Source organism: Pseudomonas sp. LTR0 (assembly GCF_036630035.1).
In the GTDB taxonomy this organism is placed as follows: domain Bacteria; phylum Pseudomonadota; class Gammaproteobacteria; order Pseudomonadales; family Pseudomonadaceae; genus Aquipseudomonas; species Aquipseudomonas putida_Y.
Genome location: NZ_CP123734.1, coordinates 793,399 through 810,250 on the forward strand (window position 1 = coordinate 793,399; position 16,852 = coordinate 810,250).

Genomic DNA, 16,852 nt, shown 5'->3' on the forward strand with positions numbered 1-16,852 from the left:
CCAATAAAAAACCGGCCAAGCGCCGGTTTTTTATTGTCTGCAATCAGCTCACAGGCTCAGTCGCATCGACAGGTCCACCGCTTTCACATCCTTGGTCATGGCGCCAATCGAGATGTAGTCCACCCCTGTCTCGGCAATCACCCGCAGGGTCGTTTCGTTTACGCCGCCGCTGGCTTCAAGCTTGGCTTTGCCAGCGGTAATGCGCACGGCTTCGCGCATTTCGTCCAGGTTCAACTCGTCGAGCATGATGATGTCCGCGCCAGCGGCCAGTGCCTGGCGCAGTTCATCCAGGCTTTCGACCTCGATTTCAACCGGCTTGCCCGGCGCAATGCGGTGCGCTGCGGCCACGGCCTCGGCCACGCCGCCGCTGGCGGCAATGTGGTTTTCCTTGATCAGGAAGGCGTCGTACAGGCCTATGCGGTGGTTGTCGCAACCACCGCAGGTAACCGCGTACTTTTGCGCCAGGCGAAGGCCGGGCAGGGTTTTGCGGGTGTCCAGCAGGCGCACCTGGGTGCCTGCTACCAGGTCGGCGAGGAAGCGCGCACGGGTGGCGACCCCCGACAGCATCTGCAGGAAGTTCAGTGCGCTGCGCTCACCACTGAGCAGCGAACGGGCCGGGCCTTCCAGGTGGAACAACGGTTGATTGGCAGTGGCCTGCTCACCGTCGGCCACCTGCCAGTGCACAGCAACGCGCGGGTCGAGCTGGCGGAACACGGCATCGACCCAGGCGGTACCGGCGACCACGCAGTCTTCGCGGGTGATGATGGTCGCCTTGGCCAGGCGCTCGGCCGGGATCAGTTGCGCGGTGATATCGCCACTGCCGATGTCCTCCAACAGCGCGCGGCGCACGTTGGCTTCAATTTCAGCGGTCAGGTCGGCAAGGCGTAGGTTCGGCATGGTCGGCTCCACAAGCTAGGTGCCCGCGATTATAGGGCAGGGGGCCTGTGTGTACAGCCGCCTTGGTGCTGACCTTTGGTCGGGCATTGTGAGTAATCGGAGCAGAGCAGGGTCATTAGCCAACCAGCGAAACGGCGCTGGCAGGCATACGATTTTTTACCGATAATGGTGACCAGTATTTGGCGTCATAGCTTTGACGATTTTCAGCCCTTTCGGGCAAGACACCCTGCAAGGAGTCCAGGATGCAAAAAGAAGGCAAGGTGGTGGCCTTGGCGGCAGCCATCGACCAAGGGGGGCGTACGCCTCTGCCTTGCCTTCCGGTCCTGTTGCTGCAGGTGCGCGACAAGGCCGCGTTGCAGTTGCGTCAGGGGCTGCAGGACTTGTTCGACAATGCCGATGACACGCTCTTCGAAATGGCCGACAAGGCCTTGGACCGCGGTGACCAAAACCTGTACTTCGAGGCCATGCGTGACCTGCGTCTGAAGCGCAAGAGCATCGAGCGTGGTTTTCTGGATACGTTCCATGATGCTTTCCTCCGAACCGGCCAGGTCGACTTGCTGGCAAACCTGGCCCAGCCGGGCAACCCGCGCAGCAAGGCTCAAATGGAGCGGGCCGCCGCCATCGAGGGCATGGTGGCGCGGGTGCTGTCACGCGATGGCATTGCCCTGCAGCAACTGGGTTTGCGCCTGCAGGCATTGCTCGACCGGCCCCTGTACGAGCAGCACAACCCATTGGGGCCTGCCGCGCTGTGTCGTTACTTCCTCGATGCCGGGCGGAATCTGGGCGTTGGCCTGCGGGTCAAGCTGGTGCTGCTGAAGCTGTTCGAGCGTTATGTGTTGCGCGATGTCGATGTGATCTATGGCGAAGCCAACCAGTTGCTGGTCGCTGCCGGCATACTGCCCGAACTGCAACCGGCGCCGCGCCGGCGTGCCGAAGACCGGCGCATGCGTGCGCGCCCAGGGCCGGCGAACCTTGGCCAGGAGGTGGGGGCGGACGCCGCAGGGCAGGCGTTTTTCGACTCGTTGCAGGCACTGCTGGCGCCGGTACGCGGGCAGCTCGCTCCGCGGTTGCACGCGGTGGCTACCGCCCAGCCGATCAGTACCGCCGACCTGCTCCGGCTCCTTTCGCATTTGCAGCGCTACGTGCCCGCCACCCACGAAGCCGATGACTTCGAGCTCGGCCAGCAGCTTGAGCAACTGTTGTTGCGGGTGAGTGTGCGCAGTGGCACGCGTCGGCGCCTTGGAGTGGCTGACGAAGACGTGATCAACCTGGTTGGCTTGCTGTTCGCATTCATCCACAACGACGACAACCTGCCCGCCAGCCTGCGGGCGCTGATTGCGCGCCTTCATATTCCCCTGCTCAAGGTGGCGTTACTGGACAAGGGGCTGTTCAGCCGGGGTAGCCATCCGGCGCGCCGGCTGATCAACGAAATCGCCGGCGCAGCGATTGGCTGGGAGTGCGGCAGCGAAGGCCAGCGTGACAGCTTGCATTTGCGGGTAGAGCGTATCGTCCAACGCCTGCTCAATGATTTTGCCGACGATGCAAGCCTGTTCGCCGAGCTGCTCGACGACTTTCTGGCATTCAATCAGGACGAACGGCGACGCAACGAGTTGCTGGAACAACGCACTCGCGACGCCGAAGAAGGCCGCGCCCGGGCACTGCAGGCCCGGCAGCAGGTGCAGCATGTGCTCAACCAGCGCCTGCGTGGTCGGGTATTGCCGCAGGTGGTGGTGCAAATGCTGGTGCAGGCCTGGAGCCAGGTACTGCTGTTGGCTTGGCTGAAGCAGGGCGAGGCCTCACAGGCCTGGCGCGACGCATTGCAGACGATGGACATGCTGCTGGTCAGCATCACGCCGCCGCATGAGCCGCAAACCTTGTTGCAGCAGGTGCCGGCCCTGCTCAAGGCGCTGCGCGATGGCCTGGCCAGCGTAGCCCTGGACGCGGTGGCGACCCGCGAGTTCTTCCTGCAACTGGAACAATTGCACCTGCGCGCCTGCGCAGGTAAAGAGGCGTTGCCGGCAGGTGAGGGCCAATCCTTGGGTGACGTGCTGGTGGCCGAAGAGATTGTGCTGGCGATTGCCGAAGAGCCCGCCTGCGTGCCCCTGCACGCTGCCGAGGGGCAGGCTGCAGCGCTGCGCCAGGCTCAACGCCTGCGCATCGGCACCTGGGTCGAGGCACTCGACGAGGATGAACCACTGCGCTGCAAGCTGGTCGCGCGCATCGACAGCAGCGATAGGCTGGTGTTCGCCAACCGCACCGGCATGAAAGTGCGCGAGTGGAGCAGCGCCAGCCTGGCCCAGGCATTTCAGCGGCACGAAGTGCGCGTGCTGGATGACCGCCTGTTGTTCGAGCGGGCGCTGGAGGCGGTACTTGATAGCTTGCGGCAAGGGCAGGCGCAATAGGCAGACGCATTACAATCATTCACATGCACACGGCGTTGACGGCAGGGCATACTGTGGGCATGTTCACGGCGTTTTTCAGGATCTGCCCATGCAATTGGACCGTGCCACTGGCTGGTTCCACGGAATCGGAATCACCCACTGCCCCTCGCCGAACTTCAATACGCGCCCCGAAGGCGAATCGATTTCCCTGCTGGTGATCCACAACATCAGCCTGCCCCCGGCCTGTTTCGGCACGGGCAAGGTGCAGCAATTCTTCCAGAACCGCCTGGCCCCTGATGAACACCCGTATTTTGCCAGCATCAACCACCTGACCGTGTCGGCGCACCTGTTCGTCGAGCGTGACGGCGCGGTGACTCAGTTCGTGTCGTTGCATGACCGTGCCTGGCATGCGGGTGTGTCGAGCTTTGACGGGCGCGAAGGCTGTAACGACTTTTCCATCGGCATCGAACTGGAAGGCACCGACGACCTGCCCTATACCGATGCCCAGTATGCGGTGCTGGAACAACTCACCCGGCACATCCGCGATGCCTGGCCGGCCATCGACCTGAACCGCATTCAGGGCCACAGCGACATTGCCCCGCAGCGCAAGACTGACCCCGGCCCGGCCTTCGACTGGCCGCGCTACCGCCAGGCGCTGCAGCACAACGAGGACAAGGCATGAGTTTTCTGGTGTTGTTGCTGGCGCTGTGGGTCGAGAAGTTTTCAGCCCTGCGCCATCGGGTGCAGCGCGACGGGTTCTTTCTTGGCGAACTGGTGCGTCTGGAACGCAACGGCAAGGTGCACCCATGGTGGACGTTGGCCATCCTGGTGTTGGCACCAGTAGCGCTGCTGGTGTTGCTGCTGCATGTGCTGGAGCCGGTGGCCTATGGTTTGCTGGCGTTGCCGGTGCACCTGCTGGTGCTGATCTACAGCCTGGGTCGCGGCGATGCGAAGGCATCGCTGGGGGCGTTTCGTGATGCCTGGCGGCGGGGGGACGATCAGGCGGCGCTGCACGTGGCCGAGCGCGACCTTGGCCTGGTGGCCGATGAACCGCACAGCCTGCTGGTGCGGGTGCAGGGTAATTTGCTGTGGCAGGTGTACCAGGGCTTTTTTGCGGTGATCTTCTGGTATTTCGTGTTGGGCCCTGGCGCTGCGCTGGCTTATCGACTGTTGGCGCTGTGTGGTGAACACAGCAAGCAGCCGGCGCTGAAGGTACGTGCCGAGCAGTTGCGGCACATCATGGACTGGTTGCCGGTGCGGGCGCTGGCGTTGAGCTTTGCCTTGGTGGGCAACTTCCTTGCGGTTACAAGGGTGATGCTGCACGAGGTGCTCAATTGGCACATCAGTGCCGGGCACCTGGTGGCTCGGGTCGGGCGCATTGCCGATGACATTCCCGAGGAAGAAGACAGTCAGCGCGGGTTGGGGCGGCTGGACAGCCTGTGGGAACTGCTGCTGCGCTGCGCAGTGCTGTGGTATGCAGGTTTTGCGCTGTGGACCGTGCTGGTCTGATTGCGGGCCAATCGCATCCCACGGGAATCCCGTTCACCTGGGTTTCACCAGCCAAACAACGCGCAAGCATTGCGGGTGCTGGCCTGTGCCAGCACCTCGACATCCAGTCCCATCACTTGCGCCAGCGCCGCAGCAATGTCTGGCAGATGCTCCGGGCTGTTGCGTACCCCCGGGTACATCACCGGTGCCATGTCCGGTGCATCAGTCTCCAGCACCACGCTGTCCAATGGCAGCCGCGCCAGGGTCTTGCGCAGCCGCAGTGCCTGCGGCCAGGTAGCCGCACCGCCCAACCCCAGCATGAACCCCAGCTTGATGTACTCGCGGGCCTCTTCGTAGCTGCCGGCAAACGCATGAATCACCCCCGCCCGCGCGGGCTTGTAGCGCTTGAGCGTGGCAATCACTTGGGCATGGCTGCGGCGCACGTGCAGCAGGGCCGGTAGTTCGAAGTCGCAAGCCATCTGCAGTTGCGCTTCGAACAGCGCCTGCTGGCGAGTCTTGTCCAGGTCTGTAAGGTAGTAGTCCAGGCCAAACTCACCCACGGCACATAGTCGCGGGTTGTCGCGCAGGCGCTCCAGCCACTCGCGCAGTTGCAGTAGGTGCTCAGGTCGATGCTGGTCGAGGTAGACCGGGTGCAGGCCAAGTGCGGCGAACAGGCGCGGCTCGGCGCAGGCCAGTTCCCACACCCGTTGGAAATTCGCCTGGTACACCCCCAACACCACCATCCGCTCCAGCCCACGCGCCGCCGCGTTGGCAAGCAGGCGCGGGCGGTCGGCGTCGAAGTCGGGGAAATCCAGGTGGGTGTGGGTGTCGATCAGGCGCATGTTCAGGTCGCTGAGATGCGTTGCTTGAAGGTGCGGCCAACAGCATGCACGCCGGGTTCATAGCGTTTTTCCTCGATGGCGGCCAGTGCCAGTTCAAGCGCAGTGGCGGCAATCTGGCCATGCTGCTGGGCCATGGCATTGACCGGCAGCGGCAGGAAGTCGAGCAACTGGTTGTCGCCAAAGGTACCCAGCTGCAGTTGGCGCGAGTCGACCGGGCGCGCCTGGAGGGTGTCGAACACGCCCTGCAACAGTACGTACGAAGTGGTCACCAGAGCATCAGGCAGGCCACCCAGGTCGTCGATCAGTTGCTGCATCAGGCGCTGGCCGCACTCGCGGCTGAACGCTTCGCCCTGATAGCGGCGCACTTCGCCGGTATAGCCTTGCAGGGCTTCGTCGAATCCGCCGGCACGCGCCTGGCTAACCGACAGCTCGGGGCGCGCGCCTATCAGGGCTATGCTACGTGGTGCCGCGCTGAGCAGGCTGGCGGCCAGCTGGCGGCTGGCATCGCGGTCGTCGCTGATCACCGAGCAGAAGTGTGCGGGGTCCAGACGGCGGTCGATGGCTATCACCGGCAGGCCTTTGTCCTGCAGCTCGCGGTAGCTGTCATCTTCTGGCGGCAGGCAACTGGCAACGAACAGCGCATCGCAGCGGCGCGCACGGAACAGCTGCTGCAGTTGGCGCTCGCTGTCTGGCTGGTCGTCGCTGCTGGCGATCAGAAGCTGGTAGCCGCGGGCGCGGGCGCCTTGCTCCAGTTGCTTGGCAATGCGGGCGTAGCTGGGGTTCTCCAGATCCGGGAGAATGAAGCCCAGGGTGCGGGTATGCCGGCTGCGCAGCCCAGCTGCCTGCGGGTTGGGGGTGAAGCCGTGGGCTTCGACCACCGCGCGTACCCGCTCGACAGTACTGTTACTGATGCGCTGCTGTTCAGCCTTGCCATTGATGACGTAGCTGGCAGTGGTCACGGACACACCGGCCAGACGGGCGATATCGCTGAGTTTCACCGAATTTTCCTTGTTATTACCGGGGCTGGCTGTGAGGCCGGACCGGGTAGTTTGACCCGGTACAGGCATCACGCGCAGACGACCATTGTCGCAATTGTCCGACAGGATGGGGCTTTTTACTGGGCAGATTATCGAGTAACGTGGCCGCCTGGTCAGATTAAACGTTTCAGCTGCCGATTTTTCTGCCTCGGCTGCCACCCGTGCAAGGCTGCTGAACTGGCCCTTTATGTGAATTTCACAACAATACTCCAGTACCCGAACGGGAACTGCAAAAGGAGAAGGTCATGCTCGAGCTCGCCAATGAGCAGATAGCCATGGGCCAGAAGGCCGCCGACAAGGACGAGGCATTGCGCCTTCTGGCGGATCGGCTGGTTGCGGACGGCCTGGTCGCCGAGGGTTACCTGCAAGGGCTGCAGGCCCGGGAGGCACAAGGCTCCACGTTCCTTGGCCAGGGCATCGCCATTCCCCATGGTACGCCGCAAACACGCGATCTGGTGTATGCCACCGGCGTGCGGCTGCTGCAGTTTCCCGAGGGGGTAGACTGGGGTGACGGGCAAATGGTCTACCTGGCCATTGGTATTGCCGCCCGCTCCGACGAACACCTGCGCCTGCTGCAGCTGTTGACCCGTGCGCTGGGCGAGACCGACCTGGCCGAAGCCTTGCGCCGGGCCAGCTCAGCCGAAGTGCTGCTCAAGCTGCTGCAGGGCGCGCCACAAGCGTTGGCGCTGGATGCGCAGCTGGTGGGGCTGAACTTGCCGGCTGAAGACTTCGACGAACTGGCCTGGCGCGGTGCCCGCCTGTTGCAACGTGCCGACTGTGTCGACAGTGGCTTTGCCGCCGTGCTCCAGCAGGCCGAACCGCTGCCGCTGGGCGAGGGCCTGTGGTGGCTGCACAGCGAGCGCCAGGTTCGTCAGCCGGGCCTCGCCTTCATCACCCCGCAGCAGCCGCTGCGTTATCGCGACCAGCCGCTCAACGGTCTGTTCTGCCTGGCCAGCCTTGGCGCCGCTCACGAGGCCCTGCTTGAGCGTCTTTGCGAAGTGCTGATCGAAGGCCGCGGGCAGATGCTCTACCAGGCCACCAACAGCCGTGCGGTACTGGAAGTACTGGGCGGCGAGGCGCCGGCGGACTGGCCCAGCGCACGTGTCGTGCTGGCCAATCCACATGGCTTGCATGCCCGACCGGCCAAGGTGCTTGCACAACTGGCCAAAGGCTTTGAAGGGGAAATTCGTGTGCGCCTGGTCGATAGCGCGCAGCCAGCGGTATCGGTGAAGAGCCTCAGCAAGCTGCTCAGCCTCGGCGCCCGCCGTGGTCAGGCACTGGAACTGGTCGCCGAGCCGAGTATCGCTGCCGATGCCTTGCCGGTGTTGCTGGCCGCTATCGAACAAGGCCTGGGTGAGGAGGTGGAACCGCTCCCGCAGAGCGTCACGCCCATTGCCGATGACCTACCCGAAGTGCTGCAAGCGCCTGCGGCCGGCAGTCGTATCCAGGGTGTGGGTGCCGCCCCCGGCATTGCCAGCGGCCCGGCGCATGTCTGTGTCGAGCGTGAGTTCGACTACCCCTTGCGGGGTGAATCGTGCGCCCAGGAGCGGCAGAAGCTGCGCGAAGCGTTGGCCATCGTCAATGGCGAACTGCAGGCTTTGGTCCTGCGCAGCGACAAGGCCATTGGCGAAATTTTCGTCACCCACCAGGAAATGCTTGCCGACCCGGCCCTGACCGACGATGTCGAGCAGCGCCTGGCCCAGGGCGAAAGTGCCGCGGCCGCGTGGATGGCCGTGATCGACGCCGCGGCCCGCCAGCAAGAGGCATTGCACGATGCGCTGCTTGCCGAGCGCGCTGCCGACCTGCGCGATATCGGCCGCCGCGTGCTGGCGCAGTTGTGTGGTGTGCAGGCGCAGGCTGAACCCGAGCAACCCTATGTGCTGGTGATGACCGAAGTCGGTCCATCCGATGTCGCCCGCCTGGACCCCACCCGGGTTGCCGGTATTGTCACCGCCCAGGGCGGCGCCACGGCCCACAGTGCCATCGTTGCCCGGGCTTTGGGCATACCGGCAGTGGTCGGCGCCGGTGCGTCGATACTGCTGTTGGACAGTGGCACGCCGCTGCTGCTCGATGGCCAGCGTGGTGTGGTTAGCGTCGCACCGCCTGCGGATGAACTGCAGCAGGCGCTGGCCGAGCGTGACCTGCGCGAGAAACGCCTGCAGGCCGCCTGGGCCAACCGCTTCGAGCCGGCCATCACCCAGGATGGGCATGCCGTCGAGGTGTTTGCCAACATCGGTGACAGCAACGGTATAGCCAAGGTGGTGGAGCAGGGCGCCGAAGGTGTGGGCCTGCTGCGCACCGAACTGATTTTCATGGCCCACCCTCAAGCGCCGGATGTGGCTACCCAGGAAGCCGAGTACCGCCGCGTGCTCGATGGCCTCGATGGGCGCCCGCTGGTGGTGCGTACCCTGGATGTCGGCGGCGACAAACCGCTGCCTTACTGGCCGATCGCTGCCGAGGAAAATCCCTTCCTCGGCGTGCGCGGCGTGCGTTTGACCCTGCAGCGCCCGCAAGTGATGGAAGACCAGTTGCGCGCATTGCTGCGGGCCGCCGACCAGCGCCCGTTGCGTATCATGTTCCCGATGGTTGGCCAGGTGCACGAGTGGCGTGAGGCTCGGGCCATGGTGGAACGCCTGCGCGCAGAAATCCCGGTAGCCGACCTGCAACTGGGCATTATGGTCGAGGTGCCTTCAGCGGCCCTGCTGGCAGCGCAATTGGCGCGCGAAGTGGACTTCTTCAGCATCGGCACCAACGACCTGACTCAATACACCTTGGCTATCGACCGTGGCCACCCCAGCCTCTCGGCACAGGCCGATGGCCTGCACCCGGCGGTATTGAGCCTGATCGACATGACCGTGCGCGCCGCCCATGCCCACGGCAAGTGGGTGGGCGTGTGTGGCGAGCTGGCGGCCGACCCGCAAGCGGTGGCCGTGCTGCTGGGGCTGGACGTGGACGAACTCAGCGTCTCCGCGCGCAGCATCGCCGAAGTCAAGGCACTGGTTCGCCAGGCCGATCATCAGACAGCCCGCGCCTTGGCGCGCGAGGCCCTGCAACAGGACAGCGCCGCAGCAGTTCGCGCGCTGGTGGAGCGTTACTGAATGGCCAAGATCCTCACTCTCACCCTGAACCCGGCGCTGGATATCACCATCGGCCTGGACGCTCTGCGCCCAGGCCAGGTCAACCGTAGCCAGGAGCAGCACAGTCACGCCGCGGGCAAGGGGCTGAACGTTGCACAGGTACTGGCCGATCTGGGGCACAGCGTAACCGTTGGCGGTTTCCTCGGGCGCGACAATCTGCAGCCCTTCGAGGCGCTGATCGACGGTCGCGGTTTTACCGACTGCTTTGTCCGTGTGCCGGGCGAAACCCGCAGCAATATCAAGCTGGTCGAGGCCGATGGCCGCGTCACCGATATCAACGGGCAGGGCCCGGAGGTCGACGAGGCGGCACGCAACGCCTTGCTGCACAGGCTGCAACAGATTGCCCCAGGTCACGATGCCGTGGTGGTGGCTGGTAGCCTGCCGCGCGGGATCAGTGCCGACTGGTTCCGCCAGTTGCTCGAACTGTTGAAGGCTCAAGGCCTCAAGGTTGTCCTGGACAGCAGTGGTGAAGCCCTGCGTGTCGGCTTGCAGAGCGCGCCCTGGCTGGTCAAGCCCAATACCGAAGAACTGGGCGAAGTGCTGGGTCTGCCTGTGGATAACCTGGCGCAACAGACGGCTGCCGCCAAGCGCCTGCTGGCCAGTGGCGTTGAACACGTGGTGGTGTCTGCGGGCGAGCAGGGCGTCAGTTGGTTCAGTCGTGACCTGGCCATGCACGCCCGCCCACCCAAGGTACGGGTTGCCAGCACGGTGGGGGCGGGGGATTCGCTGGTGGCCGGCATGGTCCACGGCCTGTTGCTGGCCGAGGCGCCTGCGCAGACGTTGACCCGAGCCACTGCCATCGCCGCCCAGGCCGTTACCCAGGTTGGCTTCGGTATACGTGACCGCGAGCACCTGGTGCAATTGGAAGCGGCCGTGCAACTGACAGAACAACAAGAGGGTTGCCGATGAACATTGCCATAGTCACCGCCTGCCCCAATGGCCAGGTGTCGAGTGTACTGAGCGCACGCTTGCTGTCCGCCGCTGCCCAGCGGCGCGGCTGGAGCACCAGCGTCGAAGTGCAGAATACTGAACATCCCGAGCGGCAACTGAGCGCCGCGCAGATCGCCGAGGCTGACTGGGTGCTTGTGGTCAGCACCGGGCCGGTGGACCTGGCCCGCTTCGTCGGCAAACGCCTGTACCAGAGCACGCCATCCCAGGCGCTGGCTGATCGCGAAGGCTTTCTCGACGAAGCGGCGGCCAACGCCGAGCTGCTGGTTGCAGTGACAGATGGCCCCGCCGCCGCTGGCAGTGCTGGCACCCGCATCGTAGCCGTCACTGCCTGTCCGACCGGCGTAGCCCATACCTTCATGGCCGCAGAAGCCCTGCAGCAAGCAGCACAACAACTGGGCTATCAGCTCACCGTCGAGACCCAGGGCTCGGTCGGTGCGCGCAACCCCTTGTCTGCTGAAGCCATCGCCGCGGCGGACGTGGTTTTGCTGGCCGCCGACATTGAAGTTCCCACTGCACGTTTCGCCGGCAAACGTATTTACCGTTGTGGTACCGGCATTGCCCTCAAGCAGGCCCGCGCGACTCTGGACAAAGCCTTGGCGCAGGCCACGGTGGAGAACAGCGCCGACGCCGCAGCGCCGACCACGCCGACGAAGGGCGAGAAAACCGGCGTGTACAAACACTTGCTTACCGGCGTGTCGTTCATGCTGCCGATGGTGGTGGCCGGTGGCCTGCTGATCGCTCTGTCGTTCGTGTTCGGTATCGAGGCCTACAAAGAGGCGGGCACCTTACCGGCGGCGTTGATGCAGATTGGCGGTGAAGCCGCCTTCAAACTGATGGTGCCGCTACTGGCGGGCTATATCGCCTGGTCCATCGCCGACCGCCCCGGGCTGGCCCCCGGCATGATCGGCGGCCTGCTGGCCAGCACCTTGGGGGCCGGCTTCATCGGTGGCATAGTCGCCGGTTTTCTTGCCGGTTACAGCGCCAAGGCCATTGCCCGATGGGCGCGCTTGCCCAGCAGCCTGGAGGCGCTCAAGCCAATCCTGATCATTCCATTGCTGGCCAGTCTGTTCACCGGCCTGGTGATGATCTACGTGGTCGGCCAGCCGGTAGCGGCGATGCTCGAAGGGTTGACGCACTTCCTCGACAGCATGGGCACCACCAATGCCATCCTGCTGGGGCTGTTGCTGGGCGGCATGATGTGCGTCGACCTTGGCGGGCCGATCAACAAGGCCGCCTATGCGTTCTCGGTGGGGCTGCTGGCCTCGTCGAGCTACGCGCCAATGGCCGCGACCATGGCCGCCGGCATGGTGCCGCCGATTGGCTTGGGTATTGCCACCTTCCTGGCCAGGCGCAAGTTCGCCCAGAGCGAGCGCGAGGCGGGCAAGGCAGCGCTGGCGCTGGGGCTGTGCTTCATCTCTGAGGGGGCGATTCCGTTTGCCGCCAAGGACCCATTGCGGGTGATCCCGGCCAGTATCGCCGGTGGTGCGTTGACCGGGGCATTGTCGATGTACTTTGGCTGCAAGCTGATGGCGCCGCATGGCGGCTTGTTCGTATTGCTTATCCCCAACGCGATCAACCATGCGCTGCTTTATTTGTTGGCGATCATGGCCGGTAGCTTGTTGACTGCGGTGGTGTATGCCGTGATCAAGAAGAGCGAGCGGGTGGAGCTGGCGGTGACGCCGGTTAAAAGTACCTGAGCTGACCCCACTTTGTGGGAGCGGCACAAGGTCGCTCTCACAAAGGCCGCGTTGACCTCTCAGCGCCCATGCTTCTGCCGCAACGGCACCAGCAGATCACCCAGCCCGTTGTGATCGATCTCATGCATCAACGCCAGCAACCCGCCCAGTTCCCCTGTCGGGAAGCCCTTGCGCGCAAACCACGCCAGGTAGTCTCCTGGCAGGTCGGCAATGATCCTCCCTTGGTACTTGCCGAACGGCATGCTGCGGGTCACCAGTAGTTCGAGGGTTTCCGGCTTCATCGTCGCGCACCTGGCTGTGGAAAGGCGCCGACCATACTGCAATCTGCACGAAGCCCCAAGCGGCAATCATGCAGAACGCCGTTATCAGCTGTCGTCTCTTTTGTATAACTCATTGAAAATAAAGTAATTTATTTTTGTGGTAAGCGTGGCACGAACACTGCAATTCCCTAGAGGACTATCACCTGCCAAGGAGTTCGACCATGAGCAACCCCAACAAAGACGTGATCGACGTACTCAACGACCTGATCGAGTACAGCAAGGATGGCGAGAAAGGTTTCAAGGCCTCGGCCGATGATGTGAAGAACCCCGAACTGAAAGCGTTCTTCGTCCAGCGCGCGGGTGAGTGCGCTAACGCTGCCAGTGAATTGCAGGGCGAGGTTCGCCGCTTGGGCGGCGACCCGGAAACCTCCACTAGCATCAGTGGCGACCTGCACCGCGGCTGGGTCAACCTCAAGTCGATGGTCACCGGCAAGGACGAAGAGGCGGTGCTGAACGAGGTGGAGCGTGGCGAGGACCACGCCCTCAAGGCCTACAAGGAAGCCCGCGAGAAGCTGGTGAAACTGGGCCGCACTGCCAGCGACATGACCTACAGCCTGGTGGAAAAGCAGCTGCAAGGGGTGCAGCGCAACCATGACCAGGTCAAGGCCCTGCGCAACGCCGCTCGCGCCCGCTCCTAGTCGAGCGGGCCCTCGACCCGGTTTCGGCCCTTGGCCTTGGCCCGGTAGAGCGCTTCGTCCGCAGCACCCAGCACCCTGCCAAGGTCGTGCTGGGTGTCGGACAAACCGATACCGATGCTCACGGTTACTGCGTGGGCATCATCCGCAAACGGCGCCAGCGCCTCGACGCTGGCGCGGATGCGTTCAGCCAGTAGCTGGGCCCCGGCCAGATCGGTTTCCGGCAGCACGACCTGAAACTCCTCCCCACCGTAACGCGCGGCCAGGTCCGCCGGGCGGCGAATGCATGCCTCGATGGCCTTGGCCACTTCGCGCAAGGCATGGTCGCCACCGGCGTGACCATGGCGCTGGTTGAATGCCTTGAAGTGGTCCACATCCACCATCAGTACCGCCAGTGGTTTACGGTTACGTTGGGCGCGGGCCCATTCCTGGCGCAGCACATGGTCCAGCCTGCGACGGTTGGCCAGGCCAGTCAGGCTATCGGTGGAGGCGAGCATAGCCAGGTCTTCTTCGGCCTCGTGGCGGCGGCGCAGTTCGCGGCCCAGCAGCAACGTCAGCCAGAGAATGCCCACGCACAGACCGCCGGTGGCGACGCTGACGACAATGGCGGTGCGGCGCCAGGACTCGAACACCTCGTCGGCCGAGTGCACCACCAGCACGATCAGGGGCAGTTGCGCGACCCGGGCGAAGGTGAACATGCGGAGCTTGCCGTTGATGTCGGAGCGGGCGGTGAAGGTACCGCTCTGTTCAGCGATGATGCGCTTGAAATTGGGCCTTTCGGTGTAGGAGGTTCCAATCAGCGGGTCCTGCGCGCGGTGGGGCTGGCGGACGAGCAACTGCCCGTCGGTATTGAACAGGTTGATGCTGCTGTCGTGGCCAATGTCCAGGCGCTGGAACAACTCACTGAAGTACGACAGGCGCAGCGCACCCGCTGCCAACCCGGCAAACTCGCCATTGAGGCCGGAGATGCGTCGGCTGAAGCTGATACACCAGTCCAGGTCGCCAAGCTTGGCCTTGAAAGGGGGCCCTACCAGCAAGCCGAGGTTGGCATTCTGCTGGTGAGCCTTGAACACCCCGGTATGGCCGAAGTTGGCCTTGCGTGGCACGCTGCTGGTGGAGTCGCCGACGACATTGCCTTGCTTGTCCAGCCACAGCACGTCACCCCGCTTGCGGTCGACGAAGGCTTCATTGAACAGCAGGCGCTGGCGTATCGGGCCGGGGACTTCCGGCAGTTCCTTGCGCCCTACGGCCCAGATCAGGCCTTGCAGTGACTGATCGTAGAGTTCGACGTTGCGCAGGATGTCGCTTTCGATCAGCTGGACGATGTTGTTCGACGAGCGCAACGCCGACTGTTCGACACTTTCGCGCTCGCGGTCAAGCAGGTAGCTGACGATGGCCACGATGGCGAGCACGGCAAGGCAACTGCCCAGGTTGAGGATCAGCTCGGGGTGCGACCTGTAGACTGCGAAACGCGGGGATTGGGTGGGCATGCTCGCTACTGCGTGGGCAGGGCCATTCGCGGCGGCGATATTCTAGGGAAGCAGGGATTGTCGGACAAGATTTGTCCGACGGAAGCACGGTGTACTGTACTTTTCTATTTGTCGTGTACCTCTGTAGGAGCGGGTTTACCCGCGAGCACCGGCGAAGCGTTCTTCGCGGGTGAACCCGCTCCTACACTGGCAGCAAAAGATCAGAACACGTTCAGTGGGTAATCGACGATGACCCGCAGTTCATCGTTGTCGCTGTTGCTGTCGATCGACGCATAACCCTGGCTGCCGCGGTGGGTGGCATAGCGCACCAGCACCGACAGGTCCTTGAGGTCGCCTTCCTGGAACACGTACTTCACGTCCAGATCGCGTTCCCAGTGCATGGCGTTCTTGCCATCTTCACGGTAGTAATCGTAGTGAGTGGTGTCCTGAGTGGCCTTGGTCAGGTCGGCCTCACCGCGCGAATACGACAGCGAGGTGCTCAAACCAGGCACGCCGACTCCGGCGAAGTCATAGCCGTACTGCAGTTTCCATGAGCGCTCGTTCGGCGCGTTGAAGTCCGAGTACATGCGCGAGTTGTCCAGGTACACGCTGTCGCCCAAGTTGATGTAGTCGAATGGCGTGTTGCCGTTCACTCGCTGGTAGGCGGCGGTGACGCTGTGGAAGCCTGCGTTGACGGTGAAGTGCACGCTGTAGGTGTTGTTGTCGATCTTGCCTAGCAGGGCCTGGCCGGTGTCCTGGGTGTGATAGAAGTGCACGCCCGGGTTCAGGCTGACCAGGTCATTGACCACATAGGTGTAGTCGAAGTCCGCGTAATACTGGTTCCAGATGTCCTTCAGCTCGGCGGCGTACAGGTTGGCGGTGATGTGCTCGGTACCGCTCCACGACGCGCCGGCCCAGTTCAGGTGCTTGCTCTTGTCGTGCTCGTCCAGTGACCCGTAGTAGGTGTCGATGCGGCGGTGGCCGCTCTGGTTGTACGGGTGGGTGAAGCTGACCTGGCCGCCTTCGAGCAACAGGCCGTCGATGCTGGTGTTGGTCAGGCTTACACCGCGGAAGGTTTGCGGCAGCATGCGCGTTTCGCCGCCGGCGATCACCGGGTTGGTGAGGAACAGGTCCCCGGCTTTCAGCTCGGTGTCGAAGGCCTTGAGCTTGATCGCAGCACCGGCAGTGGAAAACGAATGCGGGGCAGCGCCCAGCTCGCCGTCGTCCTTGATGTGTTCGGGCAGGATGCTGGTGCCGGCATGGCCGCCGCCGCCGTCGAGCTTCACGCCCAGCATGGCATGAGCATCCAGGCCAAAGCCGACCACACCCGGGGTGTAGCCAGACTCGAAACGCGCAACCGCGCCCTGGCCCCACTCGCGGGTGTCGCGCACGCCGGCGTTGTGGTTGTCGCGGTTGAAGTAGGCATTACGAAAATGCAGGTTGAAGGACGAACCTTCGATGAAGCCATCAGCCTTGTCTTCATCTGCCTGGGCGGCGAAAGGGATCGTTGCAGTCAACGCAATGAAAAGCGGGGTAAAACGAAACGCGGAAGGCACCGGTACTAGCTCCTTTGGTATGACGGTGGGGCAGTTTTTATATTTGAATGTGCGTCTTTTTATAGGTGGACGTTACAACCAGGCTGAGAGTTGAAGCACATAAAAAAAGCCGCTGATTGGCAGCGGCCTTTAAAAGGCTAACATATCGGCACTGGAGGTGCCCATGGCGTAGCCAAGGGAAAGCGGGAGCAGCGACAGCGCCTGATCAGCTGTCGGCATTGGCATCGACAGTAACTTTGGAAGCTGTCTGTTTAGCGCCTTTTGCGGTATCTGCCTTGTTTGCGGCTACAGCGTCACGGGCCTCTTGATGGACAGCCGCGAGCTCTGCATTGCGGGCGACGAAAGCCGGGGATTCTTCGGCCATGGCCAGGGGCGACAACAACAGGGAAGACAGGACGAAGACGCTGGCAATACCCATACTGCTGGACATTTGAAACTACCT

At 63.4% G+C, this 16,852-nt stretch carries 14 protein-coding genes; 7 read left to right on the forward strand and 7 right to left on the reverse strand.

Annotated features, from left to right (window positions below; genetic code table 11):
* Positions 1–48 precede the first annotated feature (48 nt).
* Positions 49–897, reverse strand: a complete 849-nt coding sequence (gene nadC, locus QCL51_RS03735; protein WP_021781721.1) for a carboxylating nicotinate-nucleotide diphosphorylase — start codon at positions 895–897, stop codon at positions 49–51.
* 242 nt (positions 898–1,139) lie between these two features.
* Here nadC and QCL51_RS03740 point away from each other — a divergent pair, with 242 nt between their 5' ends.
* The 3 genes from QCL51_RS03740 (at position 1,140) to ampE (ending at position 4,787) form a co-directional block, all read left to right on the forward strand.
* Complete coding sequence (locus tag QCL51_RS03740; protein ID WP_103470140.1) at positions 1,140–3,299, forward strand: DUF1631 domain-containing protein; 2,160 nt, start codon at positions 1,140–1,142, stop codon at positions 3,297–3,299.
* Positions 3,300–3,387: 88 nt separating this feature from the next.
* Positions 3,388–3,960, forward strand: coding sequence for a 1,6-anhydro-N-acetylmuramyl-L-alanine amidase AmpD (ampD, locus tag QCL51_RS03745; RefSeq protein ID WP_021781723.1), 573 nt, complete (start codon positions 3,388–3,390; stop codon positions 3,958–3,960).
* On the forward strand, positions 3,957–4,787 hold the full coding sequence (gene ampE / locus QCL51_RS03750; protein ID WP_021781724.1) for a regulatory signaling modulator protein AmpE: 831 nt from the start codon (positions 3,957–3,959) through the stop codon (positions 4,785–4,787). The genes ampD and ampE overlap by 4 nt, the downstream gene beginning before the upstream one ends.
* 44 nt (positions 4,788–4,831) lie before the next feature.
* Here ampE and QCL51_RS03755 read toward each other — a convergent pair whose 3' ends face one another.
* A complete protein-coding gene (locus QCL51_RS03755; RefSeq protein ID WP_021781725.1) occupies positions 4,832–5,608 on the reverse strand; it encodes a TatD family hydrolase in 777 nt (258 codons plus the stop codon).
* Positions 5,609–5,610: 2 nt separating this feature from the next.
* On the reverse strand, positions 5,611–6,606 hold the full coding sequence (cra, locus tag QCL51_RS03760; RefSeq protein WP_021781726.1) for a catabolite repressor/activator: 996 nt from the start codon (positions 6,604–6,606) through the stop codon (positions 5,611–5,613).
* A gap of 284 nt (positions 6,607–6,890) precedes the next feature.
* Between cra and ptsP the strand changes: the two genes are divergently transcribed.
* Genes ptsP through QCL51_RS03775 form a run of 3 tightly spaced genes read left to right on the forward strand, consistent with a single transcriptional unit; the run spans position 6,891 to position 12,430 of the window.
* On the forward strand, positions 6,891–9,743 hold the full coding sequence (ptsP, locus tag QCL51_RS03765) for a phosphoenolpyruvate--protein phosphotransferase (protein WP_103443502.1): 2,853 nt from the start codon (positions 6,891–6,893) through the stop codon (positions 9,741–9,743).
* Positions 9,744–10,691 carry a 1-phosphofructokinase gene (gene pfkB / locus QCL51_RS03770; RefSeq protein ID WP_021781728.1) on the forward strand — a complete coding sequence of 316 codons (948 nt, stop codon included), beginning with the start codon at positions 9,744–9,746 and terminating at the stop codon, positions 10,689–10,691.
* Positions 10,688–12,430, forward strand: a complete 1,743-nt coding sequence (locus QCL51_RS03775) for a PTS fructose-like transporter subunit IIB (RefSeq protein WP_103443503.1) — start codon at positions 10,688–10,690, stop codon at positions 12,428–12,430. Before pfkB ends, QCL51_RS03775 begins: the two co-directional genes overlap by 4 nt.
* A gap of 59 nt (positions 12,431–12,489) precedes the next feature.
* Here QCL51_RS03775 and QCL51_RS03780 read toward each other — a convergent pair whose 3' ends face one another.
* A complete protein-coding gene (locus QCL51_RS03780; protein WP_021781730.1) occupies positions 12,490–12,711 on the reverse strand; it encodes a DUF3820 family protein in 222 nt (73 codons plus the stop codon).
* A gap of 200 nt (positions 12,712–12,911) precedes the next feature.
* On the opposite strand from QCL51_RS03780, the gene QCL51_RS03785 reads away from it, so the two are divergent.
* Positions 12,912–13,388, forward strand: a complete 477-nt coding sequence (locus QCL51_RS03785; RefSeq protein WP_003247307.1) for a PA2169 family four-helix-bundle protein — start codon at positions 12,912–12,914, stop codon at positions 13,386–13,388.
* Here QCL51_RS03785 and QCL51_RS03790 read toward each other — a convergent pair.
* The 3 genes from QCL51_RS03790 to QCL51_RS03800 all read right to left on the reverse strand — a co-directional run bounded on the left by QCL51_RS03790 (position 13,385) and on the right by QCL51_RS03800 (position 16,840).
* A complete protein-coding gene (locus tag QCL51_RS03790) occupies positions 13,385–14,875 on the reverse strand; it encodes a sensor domain-containing diguanylate cyclase (protein WP_021781731.1) in 1,491 nt (496 codons plus the stop codon). The two genes, QCL51_RS03785 and QCL51_RS03790, sit on opposite strands and share 4 nt — an antisense overlap.
* 200 nt (positions 14,876–15,075) lie before the next feature.
* Positions 15,076–16,410 (reverse strand): OprD family porin, encoded by a 1,335-nt coding sequence (locus QCL51_RS03795; protein WP_021781732.1) that lies wholly within the window; start codon positions 16,408–16,410, stop codon positions 15,076–15,078.
* Between the two features lie 205 nt (positions 16,411–16,615).
* A complete protein-coding gene (locus QCL51_RS03800; RefSeq protein ID WP_021781733.1) occupies positions 16,616–16,840 on the reverse strand; it encodes a hypothetical protein in 225 nt (74 codons plus the stop codon).
* Between the last annotated feature and the right edge of the window lie 12 nt (positions 16,841–16,852).